At 48.4% G+C, this 15,460-nt stretch carries 10 protein-coding genes and 1 pseudogene; 7 read left to right on the forward strand and 4 right to left on the reverse strand.

Going from position 1 to position 15,460, the window contains the following annotated elements; all coding sequences use genetic code 11:
* Window positions 1-12 precede the first annotated feature (12 nt).
* From mreC to ACTQ16_RS10275, 3 genes are all read right to left on the reverse strand, one after another.
* A complete protein-coding gene (mreC, locus tag ACTQ16_RS10265) occupies window positions 13-891 on the reverse strand; it encodes a rod shape-determining protein MreC (RefSeq protein ID WP_294967904.1) in 879 nt (292 codons plus the stop codon).
* Window positions 892-976: 85 nt separating this feature from the next.
* Complete coding sequence (locus tag ACTQ16_RS10270; protein WP_006847875.1) at window positions 977-1,999, reverse strand: rod shape-determining protein; 1,023 nt, start codon at window positions 1,997-1,999, stop codon at window positions 977-979.
* Window positions 2,000-2,128: 129 nt separating this feature from the next.
* The gene (locus tag ACTQ16_RS10275; protein WP_153124553.1) at window positions 2,129-2,722 is read right to left on the reverse strand and encodes an IMP cyclohydrolase; all 594 of its coding nucleotides are present in this window, start codon (window positions 2,720-2,722) and stop codon (window positions 2,129-2,131) included.
* A gap of 407 nt (window positions 2,723-3,129) precedes the next feature.
* On the opposite strand from ACTQ16_RS10275, the gene clpB reads away from it, so the two are divergent.
* Window positions 3,130-5,646, forward strand: a complete 2,517-nt coding sequence (gene clpB / locus ACTQ16_RS10280) for an ATP-dependent chaperone ClpB (RefSeq protein WP_294967909.1) — start codon at window positions 3,130-3,132, stop codon at window positions 5,644-5,646.
* Between the two features lie 74 nt (window positions 5,647-5,720).
* Here clpB and ACTQ16_RS10285 read toward each other — a convergent pair whose 3' ends face one another.
* Window positions 5,721-5,897, reverse strand: coding sequence for a hypothetical protein (locus ACTQ16_RS10285; RefSeq protein WP_441937310.1), 177 nt, complete (start codon window positions 5,895-5,897; stop codon window positions 5,721-5,723).
* A gap of 546 nt (window positions 5,898-6,443) precedes the next feature.
* On the opposite strand from ACTQ16_RS10285, the gene hflX reads away from it, so the two are divergent.
* The 6 genes and pseudogenes from hflX to ACTQ16_RS10315 all read left to right on the forward strand — a co-directional run.
* Entirely contained in the window at window positions 6,444-7,691 is a 1,248-nt protein-coding gene (gene hflX / locus ACTQ16_RS10290; RefSeq protein WP_217760787.1) for a GTPase HflX, read from the forward strand.
* Window positions 7,692-7,713: 22 nt separating this feature from the next.
* Window positions 7,714-9,570 (forward strand): DUF4954 family protein, encoded by a 1,857-nt coding sequence (locus tag ACTQ16_RS10295; protein WP_441937312.1) that lies wholly within the window; start codon window positions 7,714-7,716, stop codon window positions 9,568-9,570.
* A 35-nt stretch (window positions 9,571-9,605) separates the two neighbouring features.
* Entirely contained in the window at window positions 9,606-12,512 is a 2,907-nt protein-coding gene (locus ACTQ16_RS10300) for a M16 family metallopeptidase (protein ID WP_441937313.1), read from the forward strand.
* Between the two features lie 99 nt (window positions 12,513-12,611).
* Window positions 12,612-12,927: pseudogene (locus ACTQ16_RS10305) on the forward strand (four helix bundle protein).
* 20 nt (window positions 12,928-12,947) lie between these two features.
* Window positions 12,948-14,600 carry a fumarate hydratase gene (locus ACTQ16_RS10310; RefSeq protein ID WP_441937315.1) on the forward strand — a complete coding sequence of 551 codons (1,653 nt, stop codon included), beginning with the start codon at window positions 12,948-12,950 and terminating at the stop codon, window positions 14,598-14,600.
* Window positions 14,601-15,284: 684 nt separating this feature from the next.
* A partial coding sequence (locus tag ACTQ16_RS10315; protein ID WP_441937316.1) for a helix-turn-helix domain-containing protein occupies window positions 15,285-15,460 on the forward strand: 176 nt, incomplete at its 3' end.

Genomic DNA, 15,460 nt, shown 5'->3' on the forward strand with positions numbered 1-15,460 from the left:
CTATATTTTATATTAATTATTATCTCCAGTACTACCATCTGGCTTGATGCTATCCTGGGCAGCACGCAGAATCTCCAATCGCTCCTTCATGGCAGCATCATCGATGACGCAGACATCACGAAGACGGGCGAAATCGGTAGAGAGTCGCAACTGTACACGATAACTGAGTCCGTCGGCAGAATTGAAAACGTGCAGAATCTTGCCCACTCTTATGCCAGGAGGGAACACAGCCGAATATCCGCTGGTCACCACATAGTCGCCCAATTTAAAGTGCGCATGTCTAGGCACATCTTCCAGATAAGCCAACTCAGAAGAGCCGCCTTTCCATCTCAGATATCCGAAATATCCTCTGCCCTGGATGGTACAACTGATATTCGATTTTACATTGAGCACAGGAATCACGATGCTGTAATGCTCAGCCACGATATAAACGATGCCCACGACACCGGTTCCGCTGACCACACCCATATCCTTATGAATGCCCTCAGCACGTCCCTTGTCGATGGTCATGAGATTGCCTGGCTTATCGATACTGTTGTCCACCACCTTGGCTGGTATCAATCTATAGCTCTTCAGCATGGCAAACTGGTCACGTTTCAGGAAACTGCTGTCTTTGGTCAGGCTGACCAGACTGTCGGAAAGCTGCTTCACCTGATGTTCCAGATACACATTTCGCTGCGTCAGTTCCTGGTTCACCTTGGTAAGCGAGAAGAAAGTCTCAACGTTCGAATTCCATTCGTAGAGCTTGCCCGTTACGACGTTGGCTGTAGAAAACCATGCGCTACCCTGATAGCTGTTATACTGAAACAAGAGCACCATGCTCACCACCTCAAGAATCAGGAAGAGAAACCAATGGTTGTATTTCTGTAAAAACTCTAAAAGGTTGTGCATATACTACTTATATATGATTAAAATTCCGCAAATGGGCACTATAGAATTAATGTCCAAATGCGGAACTTACCTTATTTTATTCTTATTATCTCATCAAGAATGAGAAGCGATCCACATTCTTCAATGCAATGCCTGCTCCCTTAGCCACACTGTGCAAAGGATCCTCTGCAATATGGAATGGAATGTTGATCTTGTCCTGGAGTCGCTTGTCGAGACCGCGGAGCAAAGCGCCACCACCAGAGAGCCAGATACCGTTCTTCACGATATCAGCATAAAGCTCAGGAGGTGTGTTCTCCAATGCTGAGAGCACAGCGTTCTCTATCTTTGCCACTGTCTTATCCAGACAATGTGCGATTTCCTGATAGCATACAGGTACCTCCATAGGGAGAGCGGTGATGCGGTTTGGACCGTGAACGATGAAGTCCTCTGGAGCCTCATCACCCAGGTCGGTCAATGCAGAACCTACATGAATCTTGATACGCTCAGCCATACGCTCAGAAACCTTCACGTTGTGCTGACGGCTCATATACTCCTGGATGTCTGCAGTAAGATCATCACCTGCAGTACGGATAGAGTTGTTGGATACGATACCACCCAGAGAGATTACTGCAATCTCGGTGCTACCACCACCTATATCAACTATCATATTACCCTCTGGTGCCTCTACGTCGATACCGATACCGATAGCAGCAGCCATAGGCTCAAAAATCAAATAAACATCACGACCGTCGGCATGCTCAGCAGAGTCGCGCACGGCACGAAGCTCCACCTCGGTAGAACCAGAAGGTACACCGATAACCATACGGAGAGAAGGTGAGAACAGACGGCTTCCTGTGTGAACCATCTTGATGAGTCCACGCATCATCTGCTCGCAGGCAGTAAAGTCGGCGATAACGCCATCTCGCAAAGGACGGATAGTACGGATGTTGTCATGAGTCTTCTCGTACATCATCTTAGCCTTCTCGCCCACAGCAATCATCTTGTCTGTTCTGCGGTCGAGGGCTACAACGGAAGGTTCGTCCACTACAATCTTATCATCACTGATAATGATGGTATTGGCAGTACCCAAGTCCATTGCGATTTCCTGAATAAATGAAAAAAATCCCATTTGTTGTAATGTAATACTAAAAATATTCTAAGCTTAAAATTTCATCGTATATAAAGACACATCCGAGAAGCCTCCGAAAGCATTTTTCAGAGACACCTCGGATTCAGCCTTGTCTCTACATGAGAGAGATTACTTGGCAAACCAAGCGTGAATAGCAGTATCGTAGTGAGAGCTTACACCGAATGCGCGCTCAGCAAACATCTTACGATCCTCAATGTCAGTCTCAGCACCCTTCTTCTTCAAGATATCGAGAAGCACGCTGTACTCTGCCTTGCTAGGTACGATGACTACATCCTTGAAGTTCTTGGCACCGGCACGGATCAGAGAGATTCCGCCGATATCAATCTTCTCGATGATGTCTGCATCGCTGGCACCGCTAGCTACAGTCTGCTCGAATGGATACAAGTCAACGATCACGAGGTCAATAGAAGGAATTTCATACTCCTTCATCTGCTCCTGATCGCCCTCGTTGTCACGACGAGCCAAGATACCACCGAATATTTTTGGGTGAAGAGTCTTCACACGACCACCAAGGATAGATGGATATGTGGTAACGTCCTCTACTTTCTGACATTCATAACCAAGAGATTCAATAAATTTCTGGGTACCACCAGTACTCAAGAACTTAACACCCTCTTCATTCAGCTTAGCGAGCAACTCGTCTAAGCCATCCTTGTGGAAGACAGACACCAAAGCTGTCTTAATTTTCTTTGTTTCAGCCATTAACTATTTATCTATTTTGAATTAGACTTCAATCTATTTTTTAAATCGCTGCAAAGTTACGAAAAACATTTGAAATACGCAAATATTTAAGAGCTATTATCACAATTTAAAGCTATTATTTAATAATTTGCGGTAAATCAAGAAATGGCTCAGACATTTTGACAGAGAAACCGAGAAAAAAGAGACGAGTTTCTGGAAAAATCAGACAAAACGTCAGAAAAACACAGAAAAAGCCCAACAGGGCACACTATTCGCTTCCTGGGTTTGCGATGCTGAAAGCCGGACGGGGCTGAGGTTTCAGAAGCTGAAAGTCCAAAAGGCCGAAGCTTTCCCGAAGCAGAAAACCCACAAAGGCTGAAGCATCCATAACATAAGTAGAAAATAACAATTAGAAAGGAGATTAAGATATGACATTCGACAAATTTACAATCAAGGCGCAGGAAGCGGTGCAGGCCGCTGTGAACATAGCGCAGAGAAATGGTCAGCAGACCATCGAACCGGTACATCTTCTCAGCGGTATCATCGAGAAAGCACCTGATGTAACCAACTATATCTTCCAGAAGCTGGGCATGAACGGCAACCAGATTGCCATGCTCCTTCAGCAGGAGATGCAGCATCTGCCTCGCGTGCAGGGTGCCGGTCAGCCATACCTCTCGGGCGATACCAACCAGATACTGATCAACGCCGAGGACATCGCCAAGAAGATGGGAGATGAATTCGTAAGCGTGGAACCTATCCTCCTCGCTATCCTCAAGAGCAACTCTACCGCTGCCCGAATCCTCAAAGATGCGGGTGCCAACGAAAAGGACCTTACCGCAGCCATCCAGGCTTTGCGACAGGGTCAGAACGTGAAGAGCCAGAGTGCCGATGAGAACTATCAGAGTCTTGAAAAGTACGCCAAGAACCTGGTAGAACAGGCTCGCAGCGGCAAGCTCGACCCGGTTATCGGACGTGATGAAGAGATTCGCCGTGTGCTCCAGATTCTCTCTCGCCGCACCAAGAACAACCCTATCCTCATCGGTGAGCCTGGCACTGGTAAAACCGCTATCGTAGAGGGACTTGCAGAGCGTATCGTTCGTGGCGACGTACCGGAGAACCTGAAGAACAAGCAGCTCTATTCGCTCGATATGGGTGCACTGGTTGCCGGTGCCAAATACAAGGGTGAGTTCGAGGAGCGTTTGAAGAGCGTCATCAAGGAGGTAACCAATGCCAATGGTCAGATTATCCTCTTCATCGATGAGATTCATACCCTGGTAGGTGCTGGCGGTGGCGAGGGTGCCATGGATGCAGCCAACATCCTGAAGCCAGCCTTGGCTCGTGGCGAATTGAGAGCCATCGGTGCCACAACCCTCAACGAGTATCAGAAGTACTTCGAGAAGGATAAGGCTCTGGAGCGCCGATTCCAGACCGTGATGGTGAATGAACCAGACGAGGTAGATGCCATCAGCATTCTCCGTGGTATCAAGGAGCGTTACGAGAACCACCACAAGGTTCGTATCCAGGATGACGCCTGTATCGCAGCAGTCAAATTATCAGAGAGATATATTTCTGATAGATTCCTCCCGGATAAGGCCATCGACCTGATGGATGAAGCCGCGGCCAAGCTCCGTATGGAGCGTGATTCCGTACCAGAGGAACTGGATGAAATCACCCGCCACTTGAAGCAGTTAGAGATTGAACGTGAGGCCATTAAGCGTGAGAACGACCAGCCTAAGATTCAGCAGCTCGACAAGGAGATTGCAGAGTTGAAGGATAAGGAACATGACTTCCGTGCAAAGTGGGAAGGCGAAAAGGCTCTCGTCAACAAAATTCAGCAAGACAAGCAGGAGATGGAGAATCTCAAGTTCGAAGCTGAGCGCATGGAGCGTGAAGGCAATTACGAGCGTGTAGCCGAGATTCGCTACTCTAAGCTGGTAGCCCTTGAAGAGGATATCAAGAAGATTCAGGAGCAGCTGAAGAGCACCCAGGGCGGTGAGGCTATGATCCGTGAAGAGGTGACTGCCGATGATATTGCAGAGGTAGTAAGCCGCTGGACCGGAATACCAGTAAGCCGAATGATGCAGAGTGAGCGCGAGAAACTGCTCCATCTGGAGGAGGAGCTCCACAAGAGAGTCATCGGCCAGGACGAGGCTATCACAGCCGTAAGCGATGCCGTTCGCCGCAGCCGTGCCGGTTTGCAGGACCCTAAACGTCCTATCGCCAGCTTCATCTTCCTCGGCACCACCGGTGTAGGTAAGACCGAGCTTGCCAAGGCGCTTGCTGAGTATCTCTTCAACGACGAGTCAATGATGACGCGAATTGATATGAGTGAGTATCAGGAAAAGTTCAGTGTCACCCGTTTGATTGGAGCGCCTCCGGGGTATGTAGGATACGATGAGGGTGGCCAGTTGACCGAGGCTGTTCGCCGCAAGCCATACAGTGTGGTTCTCTTTGATGAGATTGAGAAGGCTCATCCTGATGTCTTCAACACCCTGCTCCAGGTATTGGACGATGGCCGATTGACCGACAACAAGGGCCGTGTGGTAAACTTCAAGAACACCATCATCATCATGACTTCCAACGCAAGCCGTGAGATGTTGCGAAAGACCTTCCGTCCGGAGTTCCTGAACCGTATCGACGACATCATCACCTTCCAGCCATTGACCAAGGATCAGATTGCCAAGGTTGTGGAGTTGCAGATGAACAGAGCCAAGAAGATGTTGGAGCCTCAGGGCTTCGATCTCCGCTGGACTCCAGCTGCCATCGGTTATCTTGCCGAGGTAGGTTACGATCCAGAGTTTGGTGCCCGTCCAGTAAAGCGTGCCATCCAGGATTACGTCTTGAACGATTTGAGCAAGAAGATTCTTTCAGAGGAAGTAAGTCGTGAGAAGCCAATCACCATCGATTACGTCAAGGATCACGGTTTGGTTTTCAAGAATGACTAAAGCTTCCCTCCGGAAGTCTCAAGAGAACCATAAGATTCAATAGGTTCTATAATATATACACAAGAAAGGTTCCTTCAAGGAGTAACATCCTTCGAAGGAACCTTTTTTATGCTTGACAGCAAACCCTTGCCCCCTTCACACGATACATTCACTGCCAATTTGCCATCAGGCGATTTGACGGTATAGTTGCCCGCCTGTGCTGCGAGAGCACCGAGCAAATAAATACCAGTAATACCAATTTTTTGCTTCATCTTGTCTACATTTATAGATTTAATAATTCTGTCAGTTGTCGGAAATACACCCAAGAAAAGCGAATCTGCTTCAGTTTTCTTCCTCAGATGCAAACCATTTAGTTGCAAAGATAAGCAAAAATTAAGCTGCGGGGGTATACTTTTTGAGCAAAGAAGTGCACATTTTGTTCAAAAATCGATAAAGGCATGAAAAAGAAAGCATAATGAAAGAAAATGAAACGAAATGAAAACCAAAAGCCCCGACATCACGTCGAGGCTCTTGAAGTTTTTGAATGTTTCAGCAGTTGTGTTTTTTATGTAGTTATGATTTATATCTTTGAAAATCAGTTTTTCTTTCTGGGTGCAAAAGTAATAATAAAATTGATGCAAATCAAAAAAAAGACTTTTTTTTATGCAAAAAAGAACGTAAACGTTTGCAAGTTTTGCTCTACCGATAAGGGACCATTAGCAATAAAAAATCAAAAAACATTCGGTTTTATTTTGTATTGTCTGCATTTTACAGTATCTTTGCACCTAATTATATATATAATAGACACGTATACGTAAATGAAAGAATTTGTAATATCAGAAGTCAAGGCGGAAACCGCTGTGCTCGTGGGTCTGATTACCAAGACACAGGACGAAGCCAAGACCAAGGAATATCTCGACGAGTTGGAATTCCTTGCCGATACGGCTGGCGCGGTCACCGTGAAGCGATTCACGCAGAAGGTGGTTTCGCCTAACCAGACTACCTATGTGGGCAAGGGTAAGCTCGAGGAAATCAAGCAATATATCAAGGAAGAAGAGGAGGAAGACAGAGAAATCGGTATGGTTATCTTTGATGATGAACTCTCTGCCAAGCAAATCCGAAATATCGAGCAGGAACTGCAGGTGAAGATTCTGGACCGTACTTCGCTCATCCTCGACATCTTCGCCATGCGTGCACAGACGGCAGCTGCCAAGACCCAGGTAGAGCTGGCACAGTATCGCTACATGCTGCCTCGTCTGCAAAGACTCTGGACTCACCTGGAACGCCAGGGTGGTGGTTCCGGCTCAGGTGGCGGAAAGGGATCGGTAGGTCTGCGTGGACCGGGTGAAACCCAGCTCGAGATGGACCGCCGTATCATCCTGGGCAGAATGAGCCTGCTCAAGGAGCGACTGGCTGAAATCGACAAGCAGAAGAACACCCAGCGCAAGAACCGCGGCAGAATGATCCGTGTGGCCCTCGTAGGCTATACCAACGTGGGCAAGAGTACCATCATGAACCTGCTCTCGAAGAGCGAAGTGTTTGCCGAGAACAAGCTCTTTGCTACCCTCGATACCACCGTGAGAAAGGTGGTGGTAGACAACCTGCCGTTCCTCCTCGCAGATACCGTAGGATTCATCCGAAAGCTGCCTACCGACCTGGTAGACTCCTTCAAGAGTACACTCGACGAGACCCGCGAGGCCGACCTGCTGCTCCATGTAGTAGACATCTCCCACCCTGACTTTGAAGAGCAGATACAGGTGGTAGAGAACACGCTGAAGGAACTGGACTGTGCCGACAAGCCATCGATGATTGTCTTCAACAAGATCGACAACTATTCCTGGATTGAGAAGGAGGAAGACGACCTCACCCCTATGGAGAAGGAAAACATTCCGCTGGAAGACCTCAAGAAGACCTGGATGGCAAAGCTCAACGATGACTGCCTGTTCATCTCGGCAAAGAACAAGGAGAACATCGACGAGTTCCGTGAGGTGTTGTACAAGAAAGTAAGAGAGCTCCACGTACAGAAGTATCCATACAACGACTTCCTGTACCAGGATTATGAATAAACTATAAAAACGTATCAACAATATGAATGACTACAGACCCCTAACCTCCGAGGAAATCGAGGTACTCAAGAGCAACGACTGCTGGGCTGAAGACTGGACATCCATCAATGTCTCAGAAGATTTCAAACCGAACTTCATGCACCGCGTGATGCTCTACGGCGAAGTGAACATCGGCGCCTTCAACAAGAATGTAGAGGTGAGCCAAGGCTTCGTAAAGCACTCTGGCATCAACAATGCCACCCTGCGCAATGTAACTATAGGTGATGACTGCCTCATCGAGAACGTAGGCAATTTCATCAACAACTACAACATCGGGGATGATTGCTACATCTCGAACATCTCTACCATGGAAACCACCGAGGGAGCAACCTACGGTGAGGGCAACCTGGTGAGCGTGCTCAACGAGGTGGGAGAAGGCAACGTCATTCTCTTCAGCGATCTGAACAGTCAGCTTGCCGCCTTCATGGTGAAGCATTTCTCCGACAAGGAACTGAAGGAGAAGATCAGACAGCTCATCAAGACCGACATCGACAACAAGATGCCGGAACGCGGACAGATAGGCAACAACGTGAAGATTGTCAACACCAAGGAGATTACCAACTGTGTCATCTACGACCTCTGCGAGGTAAACGGAGCTTCCCGGCTCAGCGACTGTACGCTGCTCGGTTCGGTTCACGGCAACGTATATGTCGGCACGGGAGTCATCATCGAGAACTCAATCATCGCCGAGGGTTCCAGCGTTATCAACAGCGTGAAGATACAGGACTGCTTCGTGGGAGAAGCCTGCCAGCTGAGCAACGGTTTCACAGCCTCAGCCTCCGTATTCTTTGCCAACAGCTATATGAGCAACGGTGAGGCGTGCGCCGCCTTCTGTGGACCATTCACAGCATCGCATCACAAGAGCAGCCTGCTTATCGGCGGCATGTTCTCGTTCTATAATGCCGGTTCAGCCACCAACTTCTCCAACCATGCCTACAAGATGGGGCCAATGCACTGGGGCATCCTGGAGCGCGGTTCGAAGACAGCCAGCGGTGCCTATCTGCTGATGCCAGCCACCCTGGGTTCGTTCTCCGTATGCTTCGGCAAGCTGATGCACCACCCTAACACCCGCAACCTGCCATTCGCCTATCTGATAGCCGATGGCGACAAGATGTTCCTCATTCCGGGCAGAAACATCACCACCGTGGGCTTGTACCGCGACATCAAGAAATGGCCTAAGCGCGACCTCCGTGCACCGGAAAACCGCAAGAGCATCGTCAACTTCGACTGGCTCTCTCCGTTCTCCGTAGGCGAAATCCTGAAGGGCAAGAAGATATTGGAGAACCTGCGCGAGGTGACGGGCGACAACGTTTCGCAGTACCTCTACCACGAATACATCATCCCGGCTACATCGCTCCACAAGGGCATCAAATACTACGATATCGCCCTGCGCATCTACATGGGTGCCGTGCTGAAGCGAGTTTTGAAGCGCGACCCTTCCATCACCCCTCCTACCACGGAGATAGGAACCAGCGACTGGGATGACCTCTCCGGACTCCTCCTGCCGGTTAGCGAGGAAGACCGCATCATCGCCGACCTGAAGGATGGAACCATCGAAACCATCCAGGAGCTCATCAGCCGCTTCGAGGAGATTGATGCCAACTATCGCGAATACCAGTGGGCATGGACCTACAAGATGATCTGCGACTACTACCACATCTCCGAGATTACCCTGGAGGATGCCAACCGCATCCACGAGGACTACATCAAGGCACGCCGCTCATGGATAGCGGAAATCAAGAAGGATGCCGAAAAGGAGTATGCCATGGGCGATGTGGAGGAAGAGGTTTTCAGAAACTTCGTCAACAGTCTGGACCAGGAAGTGGAATACGAGAATTAATTCATAATGAAGAATTAACAATTTATAATTAAGAAATGAAGATCAAGCACGTTTTGCTGGCAGCTGTCCTGATGGGCAGCCTCAGCGCCACAGCTAAGGATTATCATTACACCACCATCCCCGGTGATGCGATGAAGACACGCATCTATACCCTCGACAACGGTCTGACGGTGTATATGTCAGTCAACAAGGAAAAGCCTCGTCTGCAGGCAAACATCGCAGTGAAGACAGGTTCCAGAAACGACCCTGCCGAAACAACCGGTCTTGCCCACTATCTGGAGCACCTGATGTTCAAGGGAACCCAGAATTTCGGAACCACAGACCATGCCAAGGAAAAGCCTTATCTCGACGAAATCACTCGCCGATATGAGAGCTACCGCAAGCTGACCGACCCTGCACAGCGCAAGCAGGCTTATCACGAAATCGACTCGGTTTCGCAGCTGGCAGCCAAGTACAACATCCCGAACGAGTACGACAAGCTGATGGCGAGCATCGGAAGCCAGGGCACCAACGCCTATACTTCCAACGATGTGACCTGCTATGTAGAGAACATCCCGAACAACGAGATAGAGAATTGGGCTAAGGTACAGAGCGACCGATTCCAGAACATGGTGATCCGCGGTTTCCATACCGAGCTGGAGGCTGTATACGAGGAGAAGAACATCTCCATGGCTAGCGACAACACCAAGGAGTTTGCTGCCCTCTGGAAGCTTCTCACCCCTACCCATCCTTACGGTACCCAGACCACCATCGGTGAGCAGGAGCATCTCAAGAACCCCAGCATCATCAATATCCAGAACTATTTCCATCGCTACTATGCACCGAACAATGTGGCTATCTGCCTGGCAGGTGATTTCGACCCAGACCAGACCATCGCCATCATCGACAAGTACTTCGGTTCATGGAAGAAGAACGAGAATCTCTCCCGTCCTGAGTTCAGCCTGCAGCCGGACATTACTGCCGTCAAGGATACAGCCGTAGTGGGCAAGGAGGCTGAGAACGTGATGCTCGCATGGAAATTCAAGGGCGCCAACGACAAGGAGAGCGATGTGCTCGATGTCATCGAAGACATGCTTTCCAACGGTAAGGCTGGACTGATGGAGGTTGACCTGGAGCAGCAGATGAAGCTGGCTTCTGCCGGAGCCTTCGTCTACGGTCTGCACGACTATTCTGCCTTCATCCTTGCCGGTAATCCTAACAAGGGTCAGAAGCTGGAAGAGGTACGCAGTCTCATGCTCCAGGAGATGGCGAAGCTGCGCCGTGGAGAATTCGACAACGACCTCCTGCCTTCGGTCATCGCCAACAAGAAGCTGAACTTCTACAGAGGTCTCGACAGCAACGACAACCGTGCCAGCATCATGGTAGACGCCTTCATCAACGACGAGAAATGGGAAGACGTAGCCGGCAAGCTGGAACGTCAGAGCAAGCTGACCAAGCAGGACATCGTGGATTTCGCCAACAAATATCTGCGCGACGACAACTTCGTATGCGTATACAAGCGCATGGGCGAGGATACAACCTTGAAGAAGATTGAGAAGCCAGCCATCACTCCTATTCCGGCAAACCGCGAGTATGAGAGTGCTTTCGTCAAGGAAATCAAGAACGCCCAGGTGCCTGAAATCCAGCCTCAGTTCCTCGATTTCAAGAAGGATCTTACCGTAGGCAAGACCAGCAGAAAGCTGCCTCTCGTATACAAGCAGAACACCCAGGACGACCTCTTCAACCTCGTATTCCGCTACGAGTTCGGCGATGAGGATGATATCCGCTACAGCTATGCAGCCCAGTATCTCGACTATATCGGAACCGACAAGAAGAGCGTTTCTGCCATCAAGCAGGCTTTCTACAAGCTAGCTTGCAACTTCAGCGTCTCCCAGGGTTCCAAGACTCTGCAGATCAGCCTCAACGGTTTGAACGAGAACCTTCCTGCAGCTCTCCAGCTGACGGAGGAAATCCTGCACCATGCCAAGGCAGACAAGACCTCATGGAACCAGTTCATCGACCTCATCGAGAAGCAACAGCAGGATGCCAAGACCAACCAGCAGTCAAACTTCAGCCATCTCTGGAGCTACAGCACCTACGGTGCCTACAACCCAATCCGCAACGCCATCAAGACTGCAGACCTGCGCAAGATGGATCCTCAGGAGCTCGTCAATCTTCTGGGTGGACTGAACAACATCGAGCACACCGTGGCTTACTACGGTCCTTACAGCGAGAAGCAGCTCAACGCCCTGCTCGCCAAGGAGCACAAGACAGCCAAGAAGCTTGCTGCCGTTCCTGAGGGCAAGGAGTACAAGATGGAGGAAATCAAGCAGAACGAGATTTATATCGCTCCTTACGATGCCAAGAACATCTATCTGCGTTCTTACCAGAACACCGGAAAGAAGAGCGATGTGAAGGACGGGGGCCTGATTTCTCTCTTCAATGAATATTATGGTGGCGGCATGAATACCATCGTCTTCCAGGAGCTTCGTGAGACCCGCGGTCTGGCTTACAATGCCGGTGCTGCCTACTACACTCCAGTTCGCAAGGACGAGAAGGATTACTTCATGCGTCACGTCATCACCCAGAATGACAAGATGATGGACTGCATCCACGTCTTCGATGAGATTACCGACAATCTCCCACAGAACGAGGCTTCCTTCAATCTTGCCAAACAGAACCTGATGAAGTCTATCCAGAGCCGTCGCGTTACCAAGGCTGGCGTCATCAATGCCTACTTCAATGCCAAGCTGATGGGTATCGACTATGATGTAACCAAGCTCTACTACGAGCAGCTCCCTTCTCTGACTCTCCAGGACATCACGAACTTCGAGAAGCAGAATATCGTAGGCAAGCCATACCGCATGGTGATCCTCGGTGATGAGAAGAATCTTGACATGAAGAGTCTGGAGAAGATTGCTCCTATCAAGAGATTGAGCCAGGAAGAAATCTTTGGATATTGATAATGTATAATTAATAATGTACAATTAATAATGTATAAATTCAGCAGTTATGAAAGAGTATAATTTAATTCTCATAAACCAAAGCAGTTTGCCCTAAGAATCATAAAACTGTATAAATATTTATGTGAACAAAAGAAAGAATATATTCTTTCAAAACAGATTGTTCGCAGCGGCACCAGTATCGGTGCCAATGCGAAAGAAGCTAGCGTAGCTCAATCCAAAGCTGATTTTTACGCAAAATTAAGTATCTCACTTAAAGAAGCAGCAGAAAACCGAATTTTGGTTAGAGACTCTTCACGAAAGTGAATATATTGACGACAAACAATTCGAAAGCATCAATGCCGATTGTACAGAATTATTAAAAATACTTACAAGTATTTTAAAAACAAGAGAAAAAAATAATTATTCATTATAAATTATAAATTATAAATTAATATGACTCCAGATTTTAAGTATGCTCCAATGTTCCAGATTGGAGAGGACAAGACAGAGTATCGCCTTATCTCTAAGGAAGGCGTAAGCACAGCAGAGTTCGAGGGTAAGACTATCCTCAAGGTTTCTAAGGAAGCTCTTACCTTGCTGGCACAGCAGGGTTTCCACGACGTAGAGTTCAAGCTCCGTCGTGAGCACAACCTCCAGGTGGCTAAGATCCTCAGCGACCCAGAGGCTTCAGAGAACGACAAGTACGTAGCACTCCAGTTCCTCCGCAATGCAGAGACTGCCGTTAAGGGCATTCTCCCATTCTGCCAGGATACAGGTACTGCTATCATCCACGGTGAGAAGGGTCAGCGCGTATGGACGGACTTCGAGGACGAAGAGGCTTTGAGCCTGGGTGTATACAACACCTTTACACAGGACAACCTCCGCTATTCTCAGAACGCTCCTCTCAACATGTATGATGAGGTAAACACCCGTTGCAACCTGCCTGCTCAGATTGATATCGAGGCTACAGAGGGCGACGAGTACCGCTTCGTGATGGTAGCTAAGGGTGGTGGCTCTGCCAACAAGACCTACTTCTACCCTATGACCAAGGCTACTATCCAGAATGAGGGCACCCTCCTCCCATTCCTCGTAGAGAAGATGAAGAGCCTGGGTACAGCTGCATGTCCTCCTTACCACATCGCCTTCGTTATCGGTGGTACTTCAGCAGAGAAGAACCTCCTTACCGTGAAGTTGGCTTCTATCAAATATTACGACGAATTGCCTACAACAGGTGATGAGACCGGTCGTGCTTTCCGCGACATCGACCTGGAGAACAAGCTCCTCAAAGAGGCTCACAAGATTGGCTTGGGTGCACAGTTCGGCGGTAAGTATCTGGCTCACGATATCCGTGTCATCCGTTTGCCACGCCACGGTGCAAGCTGCCCTATCGGTATGGGTGTAAGCTGCTCTGCCGACCGCAACATCAAGGCTAAGATCAACAAGGACGGTATCTGGTTGGAGAAGATGGATGAGAATCCAACAGAGTTGATTCCTGAGGAGCTCCGCAACCCAGGTGAGGGTACCAAGGGTATCGAAATCGACCTCGACAAGGGTATCGACGCAGTTCGTGCTGAGTTGAGCAAGTATCCTGTAAGCACCCGTGTCAACCTGAAGGGTACCATCATCGTGGCTCGTGACATCGCTCATGCTAAGCTCAAGGCTCGCTTGGATGCTGGCGAGGAGATGCCAGAGTACTTCAAGAACCACCCTATCCTCTATGCTGGTCCAGCCAAGACTCCAGAGGGTTATCCATGTGGCTCTATGGGACCTACCACAGCCAACCGTATGGACCCATACGTAGATGAGTTCCAGGATTACGGCGCTAGCTTGGTAATGATTGCCAAGGGTAACCGCGGCGATGTTGTTACAGAGGCTTGCAAGAAGCACGGTGGTTTCTACCTCGGTACTATCGGTGGTGTAGCTGCCGTTCTCTCTCAGAGCTCTATCAAGAGCATCGAGTGCGTAGAGTACCCAGAGCTCGGTATGGAGGCTATCTGGAAGATTACCGTAGAGGACTTCCCTGCATTCATCCTCGTAGACGACAAGGGCAACGACTTCTTCAAGCAGTTGAAGCCTTGGACTCCATGCAAGGAATGCCAGAAGTAAATAATTTAAGAAAAATCATGACAATAGTAAGCTCAGGGTGTTTTGCCCTGAGCTTTTTTTTATGATAAGACTGCGCACCACACTTGGCAGGGCAAGCAGCCTTGCTGCCCCCCACCTTCTGACTTTTTGAATTTGTCATAATTAATAAATTTCTACGTCATTTTCGGAAGTGGGCGAAGACGGTTATAGTGGTTACGGTTACAGAAGTTACAGTTTTCAGCGGAGGGGGTACAAGGAATTTTGAGTACTTACAGATTGTAAGTAATAATAATAGATAATAATAATATATAATATATATTATTATTATCTTCTTCTAAAGAGGGAAAAGGAAACTGACTCATGAAAAACTGTAACTTCTGTAACCGTAACCACTTTTGGGGGAAAATCGGGGAAGAGGGCGCAAAGGACAAACGTAGAGTTGGGATGTACAAAACATAGAGAAACTATTTACAGAATATAGTTTTCTTATCTCAAAAATTACGACTTGTTTTTAGGCAAGTTCTCAATAGAAGTGCAAAAATCTGAGGGGGTTTCAGGCTTAATAATCTATACCTGAAAACACCGAGGGGTTTGGGGGCGAGTAGCCCCCATGTATTGAGCTATGTCAAGAAATTCAATGAGCAATGCAATAAAATAAAACGGGGAGACCGCTGTCTCCCCAGAAATAATTATATTTGCATTGCTATGTACAAACAAATTATTTCGGAGCAAAGGTACACAATAAATGTGTTACTCCAAAAGAAAATGAGTAAAAAAGATATTGCCAAGGCAATAAATGTAGATTTATCCACCATTTATCGCGAATTAAAGCGAAATAGTGGTAGTCGTAACCATTACAACTGGGAAACAGCAGAAGCCAA

The organism is Prevotella sp. LCP21S3_D2, assembly GCF_052118345.1.
Classification (GTDB): Bacteria; Bacteroidota; Bacteroidia; order Bacteroidales; family Bacteroidaceae; genus Prevotella.